Annotated in this window: 15 protein-coding genes and 1 pseudogene; 5 read left to right on the plus strand and 11 right to left on the minus strand. The window is 70.7% G+C overall.

Annotated elements, in window-relative coordinates; translation table 11 throughout:
• Positions 1–31: 31 nt before the first annotated feature.
• On the minus strand, positions 32–1,471 hold the full coding sequence (locus BN159_RS28795; RefSeq protein WP_041819973.1) for an MFS transporter: 1,440 nt from the start codon (positions 1,469–1,471) through the stop codon (positions 32–34).
• A gap of 101 nt (positions 1,472–1,572) precedes the next feature.
• Between BN159_RS28795 and BN159_RS28800 the strand changes: the two genes are divergently transcribed.
• On the plus strand, positions 1,573–2,472 hold the full coding sequence (locus tag BN159_RS28800; protein ID WP_041819974.1) for an MmyB family transcriptional regulator: 900 nt from the start codon (positions 1,573–1,575) through the stop codon (positions 2,470–2,472).
• A 91-nt stretch (positions 2,473–2,563) separates the two neighbouring features.
• Here the strand turns inward: BN159_RS28800 and BN159_RS44280 are convergent, their stop codons facing one another.
• The 3 genes and pseudogenes from BN159_RS44280 to BN159_RS28810 all read right to left on the minus strand — a co-directional run bounded on the left by BN159_RS44280 (position 2,564) and on the right by BN159_RS28810 (position 4,620).
• The gene (locus BN159_RS44280) at positions 2,564–2,725 is read right to left on the minus strand and encodes a hypothetical protein (RefSeq protein WP_015660533.1); all 162 of its coding nucleotides are present in this window, start codon (positions 2,723–2,725) and stop codon (positions 2,564–2,566) included.
• Complete coding sequence (locus BN159_RS28805; protein ID WP_015660534.1) at positions 2,722–3,075, minus strand: DUF6247 family protein; 354 nt, start codon at positions 3,073–3,075, stop codon at positions 2,722–2,724. The genes BN159_RS44280 and BN159_RS28805 overlap by 4 nt, the downstream gene beginning before the upstream one ends.
• A gap of 53 nt (positions 3,076–3,128) precedes the next feature.
• Positions 3,129–4,620 (minus strand): annotated as a pseudogene (locus BN159_RS28810) (MFS transporter).
• 77 nt (positions 4,621–4,697) lie between these two features.
• Between BN159_RS28810 and dusB the strand changes: the two are divergent.
• Both dusB and BN159_RS28825 read left to right on the plus strand, forming a co-directional pair.
• On the plus strand, positions 4,698–5,864 hold the full coding sequence (gene dusB, locus BN159_RS28820) for a tRNA dihydrouridine synthase DusB (RefSeq protein WP_015660537.1): 1,167 nt from the start codon (positions 4,698–4,700) through the stop codon (positions 5,862–5,864).
• A gap of 2 nt (positions 5,865–5,866) precedes the next feature.
• Positions 5,867–6,394 carry a hypothetical protein gene (locus BN159_RS28825; RefSeq protein WP_015660538.1) on the plus strand — a complete coding sequence of 176 codons (528 nt, stop codon included), beginning with the start codon at positions 5,867–5,869 and terminating at the stop codon, positions 6,392–6,394.
• Positions 6,395–6,439: 45 nt separating this feature from the next.
• Here BN159_RS28825 and BN159_RS28830 read toward each other — a convergent pair whose 3' ends face one another.
• The 3 genes from BN159_RS28830 to BN159_RS28840 all read right to left on the minus strand — a co-directional run bounded on the left by BN159_RS28830 (position 6,440) and on the right by BN159_RS28840 (position 11,880).
• The gene (locus BN159_RS28830) at positions 6,440–8,314 is read right to left on the minus strand and encodes an alkaline phosphatase family protein (RefSeq protein ID WP_015660539.1); all 1,875 of its coding nucleotides are present in this window, start codon (positions 8,312–8,314) and stop codon (positions 6,440–6,442) included.
• Positions 8,315–8,458: 144 nt separating this feature from the next.
• Entirely contained in the window at positions 8,459–10,399 is a 1,941-nt protein-coding gene (locus BN159_RS28835; protein ID WP_015660540.1) for an amylo-alpha-1,6-glucosidase, read from the minus strand.
• Positions 10,396–11,880 carry an MGH1-like glycoside hydrolase domain-containing protein gene (locus BN159_RS28840; protein ID WP_015660541.1) on the minus strand — a complete coding sequence of 495 codons (1,485 nt, stop codon included), beginning with the start codon at positions 11,878–11,880 and terminating at the stop codon, positions 10,396–10,398. Before BN159_RS28840 ends, BN159_RS28835 begins: the two co-directional genes overlap by 4 nt.
• Before the next feature lie 121 nt (positions 11,881–12,001).
• On the opposite strand from BN159_RS28840, the gene BN159_RS28845 reads away from it, so the two are divergent.
• Both BN159_RS28845 and ppdK read left to right on the plus strand, forming a co-directional pair.
• Positions 12,002–13,198 carry an ROK family protein gene (locus tag BN159_RS28845; RefSeq protein ID WP_015660542.1) on the plus strand — a complete coding sequence of 399 codons (1,197 nt, stop codon included), beginning with the start codon at positions 12,002–12,004 and terminating at the stop codon, positions 13,196–13,198.
• A 396-nt stretch (positions 13,199–13,594) separates the two neighbouring features.
• Positions 13,595–16,309: a pyruvate, phosphate dikinase gene (ppdK, locus tag BN159_RS28850; RefSeq protein ID WP_086016467.1), complete on the plus strand. Its 2,715-nt coding sequence runs from the start codon at positions 13,595–13,597 to the stop codon at positions 16,307–16,309.
• Between the two features lie 116 nt (positions 16,310–16,425).
• Here ppdK and BN159_RS28855 read toward each other — a convergent pair whose 3' ends face one another.
• From BN159_RS28855 to BN159_RS28870, 4 genes are all read right to left on the minus strand, one after another.
• A complete protein-coding gene (locus BN159_RS28855) occupies positions 16,426–16,827 on the minus strand; it encodes an excalibur calcium-binding domain-containing protein (protein ID WP_015660544.1) in 402 nt (133 codons plus the stop codon).
• Between the two features lie 142 nt (positions 16,828–16,969).
• Positions 16,970–18,130 carry an alkaline phosphatase PhoX gene (locus BN159_RS28860; RefSeq protein WP_015660545.1) on the minus strand — a complete coding sequence of 387 codons (1,161 nt, stop codon included), beginning with the start codon at positions 18,128–18,130 and terminating at the stop codon, positions 16,970–16,972.
• Between the two features lie 155 nt (positions 18,131–18,285).
• Positions 18,286–19,767 carry a sensor histidine kinase gene (locus BN159_RS28865; protein ID WP_015660546.1) on the minus strand — a complete coding sequence of 494 codons (1,482 nt, stop codon included), beginning with the start codon at positions 19,765–19,767 and terminating at the stop codon, positions 18,286–18,288.
• Complete coding sequence (locus BN159_RS28870) at positions 19,764–20,498, minus strand: response regulator transcription factor (RefSeq protein ID WP_015660547.1); 735 nt, start codon at positions 20,496–20,498, stop codon at positions 19,764–19,766. Before BN159_RS28870 ends, BN159_RS28865 begins: the two co-directional genes overlap by 4 nt.
• Positions 20,499–20,538: the final 40 nt, after the last annotated feature.

A 20,538-nucleotide genomic window follows, 5' to 3' on the forward strand; every position in this document is an offset into this window, starting at 1 on the left:
TGCAGCAAGTCCAACATCAACAGGGAATCCTTCACGGCGAGTTGGCCAAGCTGTGCCCTGGGAGCCGCAGGCTCAGCAGTGCGGTCAGCGCCACGCCCGCCAGCTGCACCAGGAGCGTGATCACCAGGGCGTCGCGCATGCCCAGGCCCGGGACCAGGGAGAGGAAGAGCGTGCCGAGGGTGGCGACGCCCAGCGCCAGCGCGGACTGCTGGGCGGTGATCATCACGCCGCTGCCGACCCCGGCCCGCGCGGGCGGCACCTCGGAGAGCACGATCCGGAACAGCACGGGCAGTTGCAGGGCCTGCCCCGCTCCGGCGACGGCCGCTCCGGGCAGCAGCGTCAGCAGGTCCAGGTCCGGCCAGGAGCGCCACGCGGCGAGGGCGATCAGGACCAGACCGAGCCCTTGGAGCAGCGCACCGGCGGTCACCACGCGGGTGCCGTACCGGGCGACGAGGCGCGGCCCGGCGAGCGAGACGACGAAGAACGACACGGCCATCGGGGCGAGCGCCAGACCCGCCCGGACCGGTCCGAGGCCCGCGCCCTGCTGGAGCGCCACCGCGATCACGAACATGAAGCCGCTGAACCCGATCGAGAACGGCAGGATCATCACCAGACCGCGCCGCAGCGAGGTCAGCGCGAACAGGCTCGGCGGCACCAGCGGCGTACGGCCGCGCCGGTCCGCACCGCGCTCCACGGCGTAGAAGGCCGCCGCCGCGAACGGGAACGCCGCCAGCGACAGCCAGGTCCACAGCGGCCAGCCCGCCGCCCGGCCCTCGGTGAGCGGGACCAGCAGGGTGAGCAGGGCGAGGGCGAGCAGTACGGTGCCCGCGCCGTCGACAGGCTCCGGGTGCGCGGAGCGCGTCTCGGGCACGGAGCGGACGGCCAGGAACAGGGCGAGCAGGACGACGGGCACGTTCACCAGGAACACCGAGCGCCAGCCGGTGCCCGCGACATCGGCGGCGACCAGGACGCCGCCGAGGATCTGCCCGGCGACCATGGAGAGCCCGGCGGTGGCGCCGTACAGGCCCATGGCCTTGGCGCGCCGGGGACCGGCGGTCGCCGACTGGATGGTGGCGAGGACCTGCGGGAGCATCGCGGCGGACGCGGCGCCCTGGGCGACCCGGGCCGCGACGAGGGTCCAGGCGGTCGGGGCGAGCCCGCAGGCCAGCGAGGTCAGTCCGAAGGCGGCCATGCCGCCCAGGAAGAGCCGGCGCCGGCCGAAGAGGTCGCCGAGCCGGCCGCCCAGGACGAGGAGTACGGCGTAGGCGACGCCGTAGCCCGCGACGACGAGCTCCAGGACGGACTCGCTCGCGGCGAGGTCCTGGGCGATAGTGGGCAGGGCCACGTTGACGATGAAGAAGTCGATGAGCGGAAGTGCCGCACCCAGCAGCACGGTGAACAGGCCGAGTCCGCCGAGCGTGGGTGGCGTGGCGGCTGCTCGGGCCCGCTGTGAGGTCATGGTTTCGGTCACGCCACCGAGCCTGCGCCCGTCCGGAGACTGGTACCAGAGTGTTCTTATCCTGGTAGCAGGAGTACCTGGCAACAGGGTCCGGGTGGCGGCAGGCTGGAGGCATGACGACGATGGCGCAGGAATCGATCACGGGCCCGCGTCCCCGCGAGGCGGGCGAGGCGGACATCCGACGGCATGAACTCGCCGCCTTCCTGCGGCACCGCCGCGAGCACATCGCCCCCGAGCAGGTCGGCCTCCCGCGCGGCCGCCGACGCCGTACCCCGGGGCTGCGCCGCGAGGAGGTCGCCCAGCTCTCGGCGGTCGGCGTCACCTGGTACACGTGGCTGGAGCAGGCCCGGGACATCCAGGTCTCGGTACAGGTCCTCGACGCCCTGGCCCGCGCCCTGCTGCTCGACGCGGGCGAGCGGGGGCATCTCTTCCAGCTGGCCGGAGCGGTCGACCCGACCCCGGCCACCACCTGCCCGTCGGCGACTCCGGCGCTGCGGGCGGTCATCGAGGCCCTGGAGCCCATGCCCGCCTGCATCCAGAACAGCCGCTACGACATCCTCGCCTACAACCGGACGTACGGCCTGCTCCTCTGCGACCTGGACGAGATCCCCCCGGAGGACCGCAACTGCATCGTCCTGTCGTACACCAACGACGAGTGGCGCTCCTCGATCGTCCACCTGGAGGAGACCCAGCGCCTGATGGCGGCCCGCTTCCGCGCCGCGATGGCCGGCCATCTCGCCGAGCCCGCCTGGAAGATGCTCCTGAAGCGACTGCGCACGGAATCCCCGGAGTTCCGCCAGGCCTGGGACCGCCATGAGGTCATCACCCACCGCACGAAGCGCAAGGAGTTCCTCAACCGCCACGTGGGCCGCGTCCTCGTCGACCACACGGACCTGTGGCTGAGCCCGGACGTGGGACCGAGGGTGGTGACTTACGTACCGGCGGACGAGGAGTCGAGGCTACGGCTGAAGAAACTGCACGACATCGCGAGGGCGAGGGAGACCGACTTCTAGCCGCCGCATGACACGTGGATCCCGCGGCCTGGTCGGTGGGTCAAGAAGGACTACAGCGCGTCGAGGGGCGGCACGATGCGGACGATGATGATCAACGGATCGTGCTCCCGAGGTCGCTGACGTCGATGCCGGTACTGGCGAGGTCGACGAGCTGGTCGGCCAGGCGCTCTACCTCGGCCACCACGTGAGCGGGGATGCCGCCCGCCACATGGTCGTGGTCAGGGTCGTACTCCCAGTGCCAGGCCGTGTTCACCGGGCCAGGAGTCCGACGGCCTCGTGGGCTGCGTCCAGGATCTGTCCGATCTGGGAGGCGGCCTGGCGTGCCTGAGCGGCGTCATCCGACTCGGCGGCGTTTTCCCAGCGGCGGAGGTCTGCCGCCAGTTCGGGCTGGCGCTGGATGTGAACGTAGACGGCCCACTGGGCCACGAACCGCTGGAGGGGTGCCAGATCGGATCCTTGCCGGGACTGGTCGGCTGCCTGATCCAGTTCCTGTGTGAAAGCAGGTAGTGCGGCAGGTGCGATCTGTCTGACGGCTTGCCGTAGCGCGGCAACCGTGGCGGGGGGCTGAGGGATGAGCGGTTGCCCAGCGGCGGAGGTGGTCATGGCTGCTCCCGTGGGCGCGATTCTGATCCCGAGCGTCAGCGTATCGGGAGGACTCACTTCTTCACCGCTCGAACGAGTGAGGGCGCGGCGACAGAGCCACTCACGGACTCCAGCCTCTCCGCCGCACGCTCGGATGTCCGCTGTGCCCAAGGCCCAGTGGTGAGAAGCCCCAGCCCCAGTACCACCAGCCCGCATCCCGTGAGGATCCACCACCCCGGCACGGCGGCGGTCACGAACGCTTCCCGGTACGGCGAGGAACCGACTCCAGCCGCCAGTACGGCGCCCACCACCGCGACGCCGAGGGTCTGGCCCAGTTGGCGGCTCGTGGAGGCGACCGCTGCCGCGACTCCGGCCTGGGCGCGGGGCATGCCGGAGACCGCCGTGTTGGTGATGGGGGCGTTGACGAAGCCGAAGCCGATGCCGAAGAGGACGTAGCCGAGGAACAGGGTGGTGTTCGAGGTCTCCGCGTCGAGTACGGCGAACAGCAGCGCGCTTGCCGTCATCGTCACGCCTGCGATCAGCAGGGGGAGGCGGGGGCCGCGGCTGCCGATCAGGCGGCCGGACAGCGGGGCGCAGAGGAAGGTCGGTACGGCGAGTGGCAGCATCCACAGGCCGGCCTGCAAGGCACTGAGGCCCCGGACGTTCTGGAGGTACAGCGTCGAGAGGAACAGGAACCCGCCCAGTGCGGCGAACGCGCTGATCGCGATCACCGTGGCCCCACTGAAGGGTGCCGAGCGGAAGAAGCGCAGGTCGATGAGGGGGTCGGTGCGGCGGGGCTCGTATCGGAGGAGGGCGATCAGGGCGATCACGGACAGTGCCGCGAAGGGGATCACCGCGGTGAGGGAGGTCGGCGCCTCGATGATCGCGTAGGTCAGGGAACCGAACAGCGCGATCACCAGCACCTGCCCGACCGGGTCGACGCGGCGGGGCTTCGGGGCCCGGGACTCCGGTACGTATCGCAGGGTCAGCGCCAGTGCGGCCATGCCCACCGGCAGGTTCAGCCAGAAGATCGAGCGCCAGCCGACCGAATCCACGAGCAGGCCGCCGACCAGAGGTCCCGCGGCCATCGAGATGCCGACCACCGCGCCCCACACCCCGATCGCGCGGGCGCGTTCCCGGGAGTCCGTGAAGGTGTTGGTGATGATGGACATGGCGACCGGGTTGAGCTCCCCCAGTGCCTTAAGGGCCTGGGAGGTACCCCCACTCCCCACCCACCGCCTGCACCATCCGGGCCGCGATCAGCAGGTCCAGGTCGGGGACGAGGGAGCAGAGCAGGGAGCCGAGCGAGAACACGACCAGGCCCGCCATGAAGACCCGCTTGCGGCCGATGCGGTCGGCCGTGGAGCCCGCGAGCATCAGCAGGGACGCCAGGACCAGGGTGTAGGCGTCGATCGTCCACTGGAGACCGGAGGTGTCGGCGTGCAGATCGCGCTGCATCGACGGCAGGGCCACGTTCAGGACGGTGTTGTCCAGGCTCACGATCAGCAGACTCATGCAGCAGATCGCGAGCACCAGCATGCGACGGCGTGGGCTGAGCTCGGGCATGGGGTCATCGTACGCCGATTTCGATAGTGTGGCTAACTAACGAATTTTGCCAACTCATTGCACGGCACAATGGAGGAATGCCCACGACCCCTTCGCCCCTGCGGATCGGCCCGCACACGGTCCAGCCGCCCGTCGTCCTCGCCCCCATGGCGGGGATCACCAACGCGCCCTTCCGCACGCTGTGCCGGTCCTTCGCCGGAGGCGAATCAAAGGATGGAGCCAGCGGTGGCAAGGGGCTGTTCGTGAGCGAGATGATCACGACTCGGGCGCTGGTCGAGCGCAACGAGAAGACCATGCAGCTGATCCACTTCGACGAGAGTGAGAAGCCGCGGTCCATCCAGCTCTACGGCGTCGACCCCGCCACAGTCGGCAAGGCCGTCCGCATGATCGCCGAGGAGGGTCTCGCCGATCACATCGACCTGAACTTCGGCTGCCCCGTGCCGAAGGTCACCAGGAAGGGCGGCGGATCGGCGCTGCCGTACAAGCGGAACCTGTTGCGGGCGATCCTGCGGGAGGCGGTCAGCGGGGCGGGCGAGCTGCCGGTCACGATGAAGATGCGCAAGGGCATCGACGACGATCACATCACCTACCTCGACGCCGGGCGGATCGCGGTGGAGGAGGGCGTCACGGCGATCGCGCTGCACGGCCGCACCGCCGCCCAGCACTACGGCGGCACCGCCGACTGGGACGCCATAGCCCGGCTCAAGGAGCATGTGCCGGAGATCCCGGTGCTCGGCAACGGCGACATCTGGTCGGCCGCGGACGCGGTGCGGATGGTGCGGGAGACCGGCTGCGACGGTGTGGTCGTGGGCCGGGGATGCCTGGGGCGGCCGTGGCTGTTCGCGGATCTGGTGGCGGCGTTCGAAGGACGGGACGATTTCCGTCGTCCCGCGCTGCGTGAGGTCGCCGATGTCATGGTCCGGCACGCCACGCTGCTCGGTGAGTGGATCGGCGACGAGGCCCGCGGGGTCATCGACTTCCGCAAGCACGTCGCCTGGTATCTGAAGGGCTTCGCGGTCGGCTCCGAGATGCGCAAGCGGCTTGCCATTACGTCGTCGCTGGCGGAACTCCGCTCGGGGCTCGACGAGTTGGATCTGGATCAGGCTTGGCCTCTCGGGGCGGACGGGCCTCGTGGGCGTACGTCCGGCAACAACCGGGTGGTGCTGCCGGACGGTTGGCTGAAGGATCCGTACGACTGTGCCGGCGTGAGTGAGGAAGCAGAGCTGGACACCTCGGGGGGCTGAGCGTGGACGGGGCGGTGTGGGTCGCGGCCTTCACCGGGGGTACGGCGGTGCTGGCGAGCTGGGTGACCAACCTCGGGAACGTGCGTGCCGCCAGAGCCCAGGCCGAGGCGTCTGCGGTGGCGCAGGAGCGCGGGCGGGCCAGGGAGTTGCGGCGGGCCGCCTATCTCGACCTCATGGAACAGGCACACTGCACCGGGGAGTTGTACTGGCGCGCGGTGTTCGCCTTCGATCAAGTCGATGACGCGGACGAGTTGTTGGCGCGGGTCCAGGAACTGCGGGTCCAGCTGCGGGACGCGTACGAACCGCTCATGCGGACGGTGCGGGTCATCGCGTTGGAAGGGCCGGCCGGTGTCGCCGAGGCGGCCGAGGCGGTGTTGGGGGCGGCGGCGGACACGAACCGGACGCTGTGGCACTTCGTGCTGGGGGAGTCCGGGGCGCGGGAGCGGTTCGAGGCGTGTCACGGGGAGTTCAAGCGGTTGCTGGCGGACTTCGTGGCTGCGGCTCGGGAGGCCATGGCCGCCGGGTCGTGAGGCATGCAGCGGCCGTGGCGGCGGGGAAGGTCATGGCAGGGCCGGTCAGTTCTTGGTGGGGTGGGGTGTTGAGCCGTAGGCCGTCAGGAAGCGGTCTCGGAAGGTGTCCATCTTCCAGACGGGGGCGTCGGGGGCGGGCTGTAGGCCGTCCGTCCAGTTCCAGGTGGTGATGTTGTCGAGGACCTTCGGGTCCTTCGCCACGATGGAGATCGGGACGTCCCGGCTTGCCTTGTTGCCGCTGACCCGGGCGATCGGCTGGTGGTCGCCGAGGAAGACCAGGACCGTGTCGTCGGTGCCGTAGCGCTCCAGCCACTGGGTCAGGGACGTGACCGAGTACACGATCGACTTGCCGTATTCCTCACGGGACTTGGTGGTGTCCGTGATGATGTCCTGCGGCTTCTTGCCCGCCTTCTGGACGGGGTCGAAGATTTCGCCGTCGCCGAGGTCGTCCCAGTCGACCAGTTCCGGGATCGGGGCCCAGGGCTGATGGCTGGAGGTCAGGATGATCTCCGACATCAGGGGCTTGTCGCGCTTCTTGCTGTGGACTTGGCGTTGGAAGGCTTCGAGCGCGTATTGGTCGGGCATGGTCGACCAGCTGAACTTCGGGCCCTGGTATCCGAGTTGGAAGGCGTCGTAGACCTTGTCCAGGCCGTAGAAGCTCGCCTCGGGCCAGCCCTTCTGGATGCCCGGCATGATGCCGACCGTGTCCCAGGCGCCCGTCTTCTGGAACGCCTTGGTGAGGGTGAGGTGGTCGCCCGAGGTCACCGTGCGGTAGCGCTGCTGGTTGTCGATCCACAGGCCGGAGAGGAACGTGGAGTGGCCGAGCCAGCTGCTGCCGCCGTAGGTCGCCGACGTCAGCCAGCCGCTTTTGGCTTTGTAGCCCGCCTTGTCGAGGGATTCGGTGTTGGTTTCGAGGGCGCTGGTCACTCCGGGGGCCATGATCGGGTCCTCGATCGCGCTGCGGCCGTAGCTCTCGATGAAGGTGAAGATCACGTCCTTGCCGCGCAGGTCGGGGAGGAGTTGGGCCGCGGGGGTCGCGCCGAAGCTGTCCTCCTTGGCCTCCTTCGCGAAGGCTGCCTCGTCTCTCAGGGTGTTCTGTACGCGCCTCGCCTGCATGGTCAGTGCGGAGACGGCTCGGTCGGAGGCGATGGGCAGTCCGGCGAGCTGTAGGCCCAGGGCGGAGCAGGTGATCCAGACGGTGCCGGCTATGAGGGTGGCCTTGGCCGCCCTTTCCTTGTGGTCGGCCAGGACGTTTCCGAGTCTGACCGTGGCCAGGGCGGTGGCTACGAGGAGGAGTACGGCGAGGAGTACGGCGGCGATGGTGGCGGTGAGGGTGGTGGCCTCGCCCATCGAGTCCTTCATGTACGACTGGGCGTCGTCCAGGAGGGACCAGTCGAGGACGAGGTTGAAGCCCCGGCCCAGGTATTCCTGGAAGCCCATGTCCAGGAAGTTGAGGATGGTCAGGGCGCCGAGGGTGGTGCCGGCGAGGGCTGCGGCGATGGTTCTCGGGCGGCGGGGGAGGGAGAGGAGGATTGCGGCGCCGACGATCGCTTCTGCGGGGATTCGGGTGAAGCGGTTGGGGCGGAGGGCGGCGAGGCTGTTGGGGAGGAGGAGGGTGGCGAGGACGAGGGCGGCGGAGAGGGTGGTGAGGGTCCAGCGGAGGGTTCGGCGACGTCCGGCCTCGGCTTCGCCCTCGGCCGGATTCTTGCTCCCACCCGTACCACCCGTGTCACTTTCGTCGTCGGGTGCGGGTGGCCCTTGTGGGGGGTTCTCGCCGTCGGCGGCTGCGGGCTCGTCGGGCGGGGGTGCGGCTGCGGGAACGTCTTCGTGCTCAGTCTCGCTCGGCGCGGGTGCCTTCTCGGCCTCTGGCTGGGTGGGTGTTGGTTCGTCGGCCGTCGGCTCTTTCGTGGAGACAGGCACCCGGTGGTCCTTCCGTGCGGCCCGGCGGGGTGGGCTGGGGGTTTGGGCCCGCCGTAGGTTCGTACGGGCCCGTTCCCTTCGCTGTTCAGCCGCACCGGGCCAGCGCTCGGCAAACACCGGGCAAACGTCCGGCCAACCGGACCTTCACGCCCCGCCCACAGCCGTCAGCAGTGCCAGCGGGGCCGTTGCCGAGCGGGACTCGCGGATGCAGGCGTGGGGGTAGGGGACCGGTTCGGGGTGGGATTCGCGGCCGTAGCCCGCCAGGACCTCCGGGAGGCGGTGGCCTGTTGTCGTTGCCGCGTCCACCAGGGCGTGGGCCACCGTGCGGGCCTCGTCGTGCAGGCCGTAGCGGGCCAGGCCCAGGGTGATCAGGGCGTTGTCGTGCGGCCAGACCGAGCCGCGGTGGTAGGAGAGGGGGTGGTACGCCGGTTGGCCGGCGGCCAGGGTTCGCACTCCCCAGCCCGAGAAGAAGTCCGGTTCCAGGAGGCGGCGGCCCACCTGCTCGCCGTACTCCTTGTCCAGCAGGCCGGACCAGAGCAGGTGGCCCGCGTCGGACGCCAGCGCGTCCACCTGGCGGCCCTCGCCGTCCAGCGCCAGCGCGGGGAAGGAGCGCTCCGGCATCCAGAAGTCCCGTTGGAAACGGTCTCGTAGGTCGCCCGCCGCCTGTTCGAGGAGTGCCGCGTATGTCTCGTCCTCCCATACCGTGCGCGACAGCCATGCCGTGCGGCGCAGGGCGTCGTACGCGTAGCCCTGCGCGCCCGCCGCCATCACCGGGCCGCTCGCGCGGGTGCCGTCGGACCAGCAGATCGCGCCGGGGGAGTCCTTCCAGTTCTGGTTGGCGAGGCCGCCTCGGTCGGCTCGGTAGACCAGGTAGCCGCGGGAGGTCAGGCCGCCGTGGTCCAGCATCCAGGCGACGGCCGCTCGGGCGTGCCGTTCCAGGCGGCGGGCGAGCTCCATGTCGCCGGTCTGATCCACGTATGCGCCCAGCAGGACCAGGAACAGCGGTGTCGCGTCGACCGAGCCGTAGTAGCGGCCGTACGGCACCTGACCGAAGTGGGCCAGCTCGCCGTGCCGCACCTCGTGCACGATCTTGCCGGGCTGGGCCACCGCGGCCGCGCCGGTCTCCGTGGCCTGGGTCGCGGCCAGCGCGGGGAGGGTGGCCGCCGCCAGGCCGGGGCGGTAGGGGAGGGCGAAGAGGGAGGTGAGCAGGGCGTCTCGGCCGAGGAGGGTGAGGAACCACGGTGCTCCCGCGGCGGGGACGCGGACCTCCTCGCCGTCCAGGCCCGTCGCCGGGATCTGGAGCGAGGCCAGGTCCGCCAGGCCCCGGGCGCAGGCCGCGGCCAGTTCCGGCCAGCCCGTCGGGAAGGAGATTCCCTCCACGAACTCGCCTTCCAAGGCAAGTAGTTGCTCGTTCAGGGCGGCTGGGGAGCGGGGGACCCGCAGGGCTCGTTTGTCGCCGTGGGGGCGGGCCATCACTCGTAAGGCCAGCTCCGCCGTGCCGTGCGGGGGCAGTTCCAGGGTCCATACGAGGCGCCTGGCGCCGGTGCCGGTCTCCTCCACCGCGTCCGGCGCCGGCTCGGCCGTCACCGTCGTGCACGAACGCCATTCGCCCCGTTGATAGGTGAACTCCACGCCGTGGTCCAGGGCTTGGCGGGAGCGGACGGCGCCCGACTTGGCGTAGGTGCGGTGGTCGGAGCGGAGTTCGAACTGGTCCGTGAAGTCGGCGTCCGCCGTGATGGCCAGGCGGACCGTGGTGGCGGTCGGGCGGTTGCTGGTCACCCGCAGGGACTCGACGAACGAGCCGTCTCCCACCGCCTGTTCGCGGAACAGCGTGTGCGCCGGTGGCTCCTGGCGGCCGCCCCGGGGGACCAGGACACAGCGGGCCGTGTCCCCGTCGGCCACGGGGGACAGGGTCTCCGGCACCGCGCCGTCCAGTGTCAGCTGCCATCGGCTCAGATGGCGGGCGTCTCGTGTGAACAGGCCGTCCGGGGAGCTGCCGGCGCCCCGGACACCGCTGATGTCCCCGCCGTCGCCCACGGCGGCGAACGTCTCTCCGTGCACAAGCAGATGATGGCGGTCCGTCATCCCCGGTCCCCTCCCTTGATGTTGTTGATTTCCTTGATTTCCATGGCTTCTTTGACGCCGTACGTGTCCCTCGCGGGCTCGTCGTGCAGCAGGTCGAGCGCCAGCGCGGCCGTCCAGCTGAAGTCGGTCGTGCCGCAGGCCGCACCCGTGTACGGGTCGACGTACTCGGCGAATCCCGACGACTCGGCCAACTCCAGTACCGAGCTGCGTAGTTCGCCCGCCAACTCCCGCTCGCCGTGGGTGCGCAGACCGCGCTCCAGCAGCCAGGCGGTGTTGAACCAGGCGGGGCCGCGCCAGTAGCGCTGCGGGTCGAAGGCCTCGCCGAGCAGGTCGTAGCTCGGGACCAGGCGGGTGGTGTCGCCGAGCGAGAAGTGCGGTCCGCGCGCGGTGCGGACGAGGGCGGCGGTGACATCCCGGGGCAGTGTGGGCAGGAGGAGCGGGATCAGGCCGGATACTCCGCGCTCCGGGATCAGGTCGCCGCCGCGCACATCCCGGCAGAAGAACATCCCCCGCCCCGGATCCCACAGCCGGTCCAGCAACGCCGTCGTCAGCCGCTCGGCACGCGCATGGCGGGCGGTGCCGGTCGCGCCCAGCTCACAGGCGATCCTCGCCAGGGCGTGCTCGGAGGCGATGAGCAGGGCGTTGAACGCCGGGTCCTCCACCGCGAAGGCGCCCGCCCGCCGCCCGCCGCCGACCTCGCCCACGGCGCCGACGCCGCCCACGCCGTCGGCGTACCCCGCGTCCCGGTAGTCCGTCGCCAGCCGCACGTACCGCCCGTAGTCCAGATCCGTCGGCCGGTCCTCGGGGGCGCCGTGGTCGAGGTCGGCGCGGCGGAAGGAGCGGGCCGGGGCGGGCAGGACGCGGGCCAGCGGGGCGTCCCAGCAGGGGCTGTTGTCCATGCCCTGCTCCCATGGGTGGACGACCGAGGCCAGACCGCCGCCGCCCAGGTCCCGCCGGTGCAGCAGATAGCGGTGCCAGGCCGCCAGTTTCGGGTAGATCCGGGCCAGGAAGCCGCGCCCGCGGGAGAGCCCGGGGTCCGCGCGGTGCACCAGCCAGGCGGCCAGCGCGTGCACCGGTGGCTGCACGATGCCGGACGTCTGTACGGTGCGCGGGGCGCCCGCAGCGCGCCCCGCGGTCGAGGAGCGCCAGAAGTCGGGGCTCGGGAAGTACGCGTCCAGCGGGACGGAGGGGTTGAAGACGATGTGCGGAATGCGTCCGTCGCCCCATTGGGCGGTCAGCAGCGTCTCCAGCTCCGTCTGGGCCCGTAACGGCGACAGGTGCCGTAGTCCGATCGCGATGAACGCCGAGTCCCAGGACCACTGGTGCGGATACAGGCCGCGCGAGGGGACCGTGGAGGAGCCCGTCCAGTTGGACTCCAGGACCCGGGCGGCCCTGGTGTGCAGGGACGATGTCCGGTCGGCCGGATCGTATGCAATGGTCCGCTCCGCTGGGCGGGCGACGAGCTGGGCGGTGCGATCCACGCGGGACTCCCCGGGAGATGACTGGCCTGATCGGTTCAGCGGTAGCCGCAGTGGGGTTACGTCTATTTAACACGCAAAACTCAATATGTAAGGCAAACTTGAGAAACACAAGGGGGTGCGCATGACGAGTCGAGGTCAGGTCAGCGCCGGCGATCTGCTCGAACTGGTCCGCAGCGGCCGGGCCACGACGCGCGGTGCCCTCCAGCAGGTGACCGGGCTCTCCCGGGCCACCGTCGGCCAGCGCCTGGACCGGCTCTTTCGCGCGGGCTGGCTGCGCGAGGGCGCCGGCGGCCCGGTCGACTCCCCGCTGGGCGGACGCCCCTCCATCACCCTGGAATTCGACGACGCGCACGCCGTCGTCCTCGCCGCCGACCTCGACACCCGGCACGCCCGCGCCGCCGTCCTGTCGCTGACCGGCGAGATCCTCGCCGAGCACGGCGGCACGCTGATCGTCGAGGACGGTCCGGAAGCGGTCCTCGGAGAGCTGGGCCGCTGGTTCGCCGAGCTGCTGGAGAAGGCCGGACACCACGCGGACGAGGTCTGCGGCATCGGCGTCGCCGTCCCGGGGCCGGTCGACAGCGAGACCGGCCGGGTCGTCCAGCCGCCGATCATGCCCGGCTGGGACGGCTACGACATCCGGGGCCGCCTCGCCCGGGCCCTCACCGAGCACACCGGCGCCCCCCGGGTGCCGGTCCTGGTGGACAACGACGCCAACCTCATGGCGTACGGCGAACAGCGCGTCGGTTACCCCGACTGCTCCGCGTTCGTCCTGGTCAAGGTCTCCACCGGCATCGGCGCGGGCGTCGTGGTCGACGGCTCGGTCTTCCGGGGCGTCGACGGCGGCGCCGGGGACATCGGCCATATCCGGGTGGGCGCCGACGCCCTGTGCCGCTGCGGGTCCTACGGCTGTCTCGCCGCCGTCGCCAGCGGCGGCGCCGTCGCCCGGCGGCTGGCCGAGGCCGGGGTGCGGGCGGCCTCCGGCTCGGATGTGCGGGAGCTGCTGGCGGCCGGGCATCCGGAGGCGGTCGGGCTGGCGCGGGAGGCGGGCCGGCAGGTCGGGGATGTCCTCGCGACTGTGGTGACCCTGCTGAACCCCGGGGTGCTGATGATCGCGGGCGACCTGGCCGGGACGCCGTTCCTGACCGGCGTACGAGAGTTGCTCTACCAGCGGGCGCTACCGCGCTCCACCGCTCATCTGGAGATCGTCACCTCGCGGCTCGGGGAGCGGGCCGGGCTGGTCGGGGCGGGTGCGCTGGTCGTGGAGTACCTGTACGCGCCCGAGCGGGTCGAGGAGCGGCTCCGCGCGCTCGGCGTGTGACTGTCGTGTTTCCGTCCCAAATCACGTCCGCATGGTGAAATCCCGGCGCCTGTGACAGCGTGATTCTCGCCACCCTTGATAAGGGTTGCGCTCAGATGAGCGAATCTTGAGCTACTGCACTTCTCCAAGGGGTGGCACTCGGTGCCACCCCTTGATCGTTCATCGATCGAAATCAGACGTGTGGATACACGCTCATATGAGCGGAATCAGCGGTCCATGGGAGTGTATTCGTTCAAGAGGTGAACACATGACGGCGCGCTTCCTTGCCAAGCTTTGACTTTCAATCCCCTGGCTGACGACTGGTTACAGGCGCATGACGCACAAGTGGACGTACCCAGGCGCCTTCGATCTGGGTATGTTCCTCGCCGTCAGGGCAGCCACCGAGTCCTCGAGGAGTTGGGACCCGTGTCGGAAAACAAAAAGTTCGTTTACGACTTCACCGAGGGCAACAAGGAGCTCAAGGACCTTCTGGGCGGTAAGGGTGCGAACCTCGCCGAGATGACCAACCTGGGCCTCCCGGTACCTCCCGGCTTCACCATCACCACCGAGGCCTGCAAGGTCTACCTGGACAGCGGCGCGGAGCCGGCGGCACTGCGTGACGAGGTGAGTGCGCACCTCGACGCCCTTGAGACCCGGATGGGCAAGAAGCTCGGCCAGGCCGACAACCCCCTCCTTGTGTCGGTCCGCTCCGGTGCCAAGTTCTCCATGCCCGGCATGATGGACACGGTCCTCAACATCGGCCTCTCCGACAAGTCGGTGCAGGGCCTCGCCAAGCAGGCCGGCGACGACCGCTTCGCCTGGGACTCCTACCGCCGTCTCATCCAGATGTTCGGCAAGACGGTCCTCGGCGTCGACGGCGAGCTCTTCGAGGACGCGCTGGACGCGGCGAAGGCGGCCAAGAAGGTCACGGTCGACACCGAGCTGGAGGCGGCCGACCTCAAGAAGCTCGTCACCAAGTTCAAGAAGATCGTCAAGACCGAGGCCGGCCGGGACTTCCCGCAGGACCCGCGCGAGCAGATGGACCTCGCCATCGAGGCGGTCTTCAACTCGTGGAACACCGACCGCGCCAAGCTCTACCGCCGCCAGGAGCGCATCCCCGGCGACCTGGGCACCGCCGTCAACGTCTGCTCGATGGTCTTCGGCAACCTGGGCCCGGACTCCGGCACCGGCGTCGCCTTCACCCGTGACCCCGCCTCCGGCCACCAGGGCGTCTACGGCGACTACCTCCAGAACGCCCAGGGCGAGGACGTGGTGGCGGGCATCCGCAACACGGTCCCGCTCGCGGAGCTGGAGTCGATCGACAAGAAGTCGTACGACCAGCTGATGCAGATCATGGCGACGCTGGAGAACCACTACAAGGATCTCTGCGACATCGAGTTCACCATCGAGCGCGGCCAGCTCTGGATGCTCCAGACGCGTGTCGGCAAGCGTACGGCGGGCGCGGCCTTCCGGATCGCCACGCAGCTCGTGGACCAGGGCCTGATCGACGAGGCGGAGGCGCTCCAGCGCGTCACCGGCGCCCAGCTCGCGCAGCTGATGTTCCCGAAGTTCGACGAAGAGGCGAAGGTCGAGCAGGTCGGCCGGGGCATCGCGGCGTCGCCCGGTGCGGCGGTCGGCAAGGCGGTCTTCGACTCCTACACCGCGGTGAAGTGGTCGCGCTCGGGCGAGAAGGTCATCCTGGTCCGCCGGGAGACCAACCCCGACGACCTCGACGGCATGATCGCGGCCGAGGGCATCCTGACCTCGCGCGGCGGCAAGACCTCCCACGCGGCCGTGGTCGCGCGCGGCATGGGCAAGACCTGTGTGTGCGGCGCGGAGGAGCTGGAGGTCGACACCAAGCGTCGCCGTATGACGGTCCCCGGCGGACACGTGGTCGAAGAGGGCGACGTCATCTCCATCGACGGCTCCTCCGGCAAGGTCTACCTGGGCGAGGTCCCGGTCGTCCCGTCTCCCGTCGTGGAGTACTTCGAGGGCCGCATGCACGCCGGTGCGCAGGACGCCGACGAGCTGGTCGAGGCGGTGCACCGCATCATGGCGTTCGCCGACCGCAAGCGCCGGCTGCGGGTCCGCGCCAACGCGGACAACGCCGAGGACGCGATGCGCGCCCGTCGCTTCGGCGCCCAGGGCATCGGCCTGTGCCGTACGGAGCACATGTTCCTCGGCGACCGGCGCGAGCTGGTCGAGCGGCTGATCCTGGCCGACACCGAGGACGAGCGCGAGGAGTCGCTGAAGGCGCTGCTCCCGCTCCAGAAGCAGGACTTCGTGGAGCTGTTCTCCGCGATGGACGGCCTGCCGGTGACGGTACGGCTCCTCGACCCGCCGCTGCACGAGTTCCTGCCCGACATCACCGAGCTGTCGGTACGCGTGGCGCTGGCCGAGGCCCGCAAGGACCCGCACGAGAACGAGCTGCGGCTGCTCCAGGCCGTGCACCGGCTGCACGAGCAGAACCCGATGCTGGGTCTGCGCGGCGTACGCCTGGGCCTGGTCATCCCCGGCCTGTTCACGATGCAGGTCCGGGCCATCGCGGAGGCGGCCGCCGAGCGCAAGAACGCCAAGGGCGACCCGCGCGCCGAGATCATGATCCCGCTCGTCGGCACGGTCCAGGAGCTGGAGATCGTCCGCGAGGAGGCCGACGCGGTGATCGCGGAGGTCGAGGCGGCGACGGGTACCTCGCTGAAGCTGTCGATCGGCACGATGATCGAACTCCCGCGCGCCGCGCTGACCGCCGGTCAGATCGCGGAGGCGGCGGAGTTCTTCTCCTTCGGCACGAACGACCTCACCCAGACGGTGTGGGGCTTCAGCCGGGACGACGTGGAGGCCTCGTTCTTCACGGCCTACCTGGAGAAGGGCATCTTCGGCGTCAGCCCCTTCGAGACGATCGACAAGGACGGCGTGGGCTCGCTGGTCAAGGCCGCGGCGAAGGCGGGCCGCGAGACCCGCCCCGACCTCAAGCTCGGCGTCTGCGGCGAACACGGCGGCGACCCGGAGTCGGTCCACTTCTTCCACGAGGTGGGTCTGGACTACGTCTCCTGCTCCCCGTTCCGCATCCCGGTCGCGCGGCTCGAAGCCGGTCGCGCGGCCTCCCAGTCCGAGGGCAGCGACCACCGCTGACCTCACCGACTCCGGAGCCGCTGTGGGTCCCCGACCCTCAGCACCGATCCACGGCGGCTCCGGATCGCCAGAAGAGGGGCGGCACCCGTGCGGGGATGCCGCCCCTCGGCGTTGTGCTATCGCACGTCGGCACGGCGCCGTCGTACGGCCAGCAGGACGCCGCCTCCGGCGAGCAGCACCACGGCGCCACCGCCCGCGAGATAGGGGGTGGCGCCGTTGCCGCCGGTGGCGGCGAGGTCGGTGCTGTCGTCGGTGCTGTCATCGGCGGTGTTCTCGGCGCCCGCGCCGTCCGCCACCGGTTCGAAGTCGGCCGGCGGCTGGTCGCAGCCGATGCCGTCCTGGTCGCGGTCCAGATGACTGCCGTAGTGCTCGTCCCCCTCGGCGATGTTCGCGTACCCGTTGGCATACGCCTCGGAGCAGGTCGCGAACGGGTGATCGCCCTCGTGGGCCTGGGCGACGCCGGGAGCCAGGGCCAGCGCGAGCGCGGCCAGAGCGGTGGATGTACGGACATGCCTCATGTGTTAACCCCCCAAAGGATTTGAGGTGTTGACGGTATTGAGGGGCCCGTGGGGACGCGGCGGTTAAGCGGACCTGTGATGCAAGCGTGACGTGACCGGACGGTAGCTCTCCGCTACCGAAGTTGCTGTCGAAGAGGGGGAGTCACGCCCGGAACGGGCCCCTCACCTCATACGTGATGCCGCCCGACGAACTGCCGCTCGTGCCGCGCTGGCTGCTGAAGTACAGGCGGGTGCCGTCGGGGGAGAAGGCCGGGCCCGTGATTTCCGAGCCGGACTGGCCGTCGATGCGCAGGAACGGGGCGATGACGTCGTCCGGGGTGATGACGCAGATCTCCATGTTGCCGCCGTCCTCGGCGACGAAGAGGTCGCCGGAGGCGGCGCCGGTGATGTTGTCCACGCCGGTGAGGGGCGCCGAACCGCCGGTCACCAGGGAGTCGTCGTACGCCAACTCGTAGGTGTTGTTGGTCAGGTTGACCTGCCAGACCCGGTTGTCGCCCTTCGTGGTGAACCACACAGTGTCGTCGGCGTAGTGGCAGCCCTCGCCGCCGTTGAAGGACTTCGCGCCGGAGACCTGGGTGCGGGTGGAGGTCGGGGAGCCGTCCGGGTCGGGGACGTTGGCCCAGGTGAAGGAGCCGGAGGTGCCGGAGCCCGCGACCATGACCTGGAGCGTGCCGGAGGAGAGGTTGCCCCAAGTGGTCGGCACGAAGCGGTAGAAGCGGCCGTTGGACTCGTCCTCGGTCAGGTAGATCACCTGGCGCACCGGGTCGGCGGCAGCCGCCTCGTGCTTGAAGCGGCCCATCGCGGCACGCCGCACGGCCGCGTTCACGCCCCACGGGTCCGTCTCGTAGACATAGCCGAGGGACACCTCCTCGCAGGACAGCCAGGTGTTCCACGGCGTTTTGCCGCCCGCGCAGTTCTGCCGGGTGGAGGAGAGGATGCGGTACGCGCCCGTGATCGTGCCGGACGAGTTGAACTTCACCGCGCTCGCGCCGCCGGAGGGGTTGATCTCCGAGTTGGAGACGTAGATCCAGCCGCTGCCGTCGGCGTAACAGGCGCCGCCGTCAGGGGCGTTGTGCCAGGTGTACGACGTTCCGGAGACCGTCTGCCCGGACCGGGCGATCACCCGGCTGGTGAAGCCGCTGGGCAGTCTGATGCCATTGGCGTCCGGCGAACCGAGCGCCCCGTACGGGCCCGTGCCGGGCTGGGCGGGCGCGGCGTACGCGGCGCCGCGCCACAGGGTTCCGCCGAGGACGGCGGAGGACCCGCCGAGGACGGCCGCACGCAGGACAGTACGACGTTCCACTCTCGCTCCAAGGGTGGAGACCGCCCCGCCACCGGTCGGCGACGGGGTCGTGCGGACACGGAGGCTAGGACTCCGGGGTTACCGCGCCCGGTGGCACTGGGTTGACGAGTCATGGACAGGTTGTGACGGGGGTGTACGCGCCTTGGGCGCATCACTCATGCGGGGAGCGGCGGAGCCTCACGGCGGCGCGTGCCCTGCCTGCCGATCGCGTTGGTGCCGGTCGGGAGTTCCGCCGACGGCAGGCGTACGACCGCGTCGAGCCCGCCGGTCGCCGCCGCGTGCAGGCTCGCCGCACCACCGCTCGCGACCGAGAGGCGTTGGACGAGGGAAAGGCCGAGCCCTGTACCGCCCTTGGGGGCACCCGGCGCGCGCCAGAAGCGGTCGAAGGCGCGTTGCCGCTGCTCCGGGGTCATGCCGGGGCCCTCGTCGGTGACATGCAGGTCCACCCAGCACGGGCGGGCGTCGCGCAGCGCGCGCTTGGCGGGGACCAGCAGCCGCAGTTCGATGGTCACGGTGCTGCCGGACGGGGAGGCCCGCAGGGCGTTGGAGAGCAGGTTGTCCAGGATCTGCTCGACCGCGCCCGGCACCGCGAGCACCGGGCCCACGCTCCCGGCGAACAGCACCAGCGCGACGCCCTCCCGTTCGAACAACGGCAGCCAGGTCCGGTGCCGTTCGACGCAGACGGCGCCCACGTCGACCGGGCCCGGGGTGGCCGCGTCCTCCTCCAGGCGGGCCATCGCCAGCAGGCCCTCGACCATCCTGGCGAGCCGGTCGGTCTCGGTCACGGCGGCTGCGAGACTGCCCCGGCCGGGCCCGCACACATCGGGCTCCAGGTTCTCCAGGCGCAGCCGCAGCGCCGCGAGCGGCGTCTTCAGCTGGTGCGAGGCCTCGCCCGCGAACGCGTGCTGGGAGGCGAGCAGATGGGCGAGCCGGGCCGCCGTACGGTTGAACGCGGCCGCCAGCCTGCGGACTTCCGGCGGACCCTTGGTGACCGGCACCGGGGCGGTCGCGTCGCCGTCCGCCAACGCGTGGGTGGCGCGCTCCAGTTCCCGGATGGGGCGGCCGGCCCAGCGGGCGAGGCCGAGGCCGATGACGGAGACCGCGGTGAGCACCCCGAGCCCGCCCGCGCCGAGCAGCAGCCAGGCGCGGCCGATCCGGTCCCGCGCCGTCTGCGTGGGCACGATGAGCCAGACGGCGCCCCGGGCCTCCTCGGCTCCCCTGACGACCGGCGCGGTGACGGACAGGTGCTCCGCCCCGCCGAACACGGCCGTGCGGACGTCCATCGCGGCCGAGCCCTTCAGCGCCGCGGCGATCCCGGGGCGCGCGGGCAGGGCGCGGGCCGCCCGGCGGGACACCGGGTGCGAGGCGGCGAGCACCCCGCCCGAGCCGTCGACGATCACCACCTTCCCGCCGACGCGTTCGGCGCAGTGGACCGCACGTTCCGTCAGGTCGAGTCCGGCCCGGCCGGTGGCCAGGGACAGCGCGGTGTACGCCGCCGCCGACTCGGCCTCGTCCCGCGCCGCGTCGGCCGCCCGGTCCCGTTCGTCGGCCGCGTAGCGGAAGCCGAGTGGGATCTCCAGGCAGAGCAGCACCAGGGCGGTCAGACAGAGATAGCTGGCCAGGAGGCGACGGGTCACGGGAAGTCCACCTGCTGCGGCGGCCCCGGATCCGTCTGCACCGCCAGCCGGAACCCCACTCCGCGCAGGGTCTGGATCCACGCCGAGTGCCCCAACTTCCGCCGCAGCGCGGCGACATGGACGTCCAGGGTCTTCGTCGGCCCCTCGTAGTGCGGGTCCCACACCCGGTCCAGGATCTGCTGCCGGGAGTACACCGCCCCCGGGTCCTCGGTGAGCAGCGCGAGCAGCTCGAACTCCTTGGGCGTCAGGGCGAGCGGCACCTCACCGACCCAGACCTGACGGGTACGGCGGTCCACCACCAGCGGGCCCGGTTCGTACGGTGGTCCCGGCGCCGTCTCCTCCACGGTGAGCGTCGCCTCCACCGGCGCCCGGGGGCGCTGGGTGCGCCGGGTCACCGCCCGGACCCGGGCCACCAACTCCCGTACGCTGAACGGCTTCGCGAGATAGTCGTCGGCCCCCAGCTCCAGGCCCAGCACCCGGTCGGCCTCCTCGCCGCGCGCGCTGAGGATGACGATGGGGACGTCGGAGACCTGCCGGATGCCCCGGCAGACGTCGACGCCGTCCATGTCCGGCAGGCCCAGGTCGAGCAGGACGACATCGCCGTAGGGACCTCTCAGGCCCTCGGTGCCGGTGGCGACATGGTCGACCGTCAGCCCGAAGTGCCCGAGCCCTTCGGCGAGCGGTTCGGCGATCGTCTCGTCGTCCTCGATGAGCAGCACTCGTATGCCCATACGTCCTGTCTCTCCGTGAAATCCGGACAACACGAATGAC

Origin of the sequence: Streptomyces davaonensis JCM 4913 (genome assembly GCF_000349325.1) — a bacterium.
Classification (GTDB): Bacteria; Actinomycetota; Actinomycetes; order Streptomycetales; family Streptomycetaceae; genus Streptomyces; species Streptomyces davaonensis.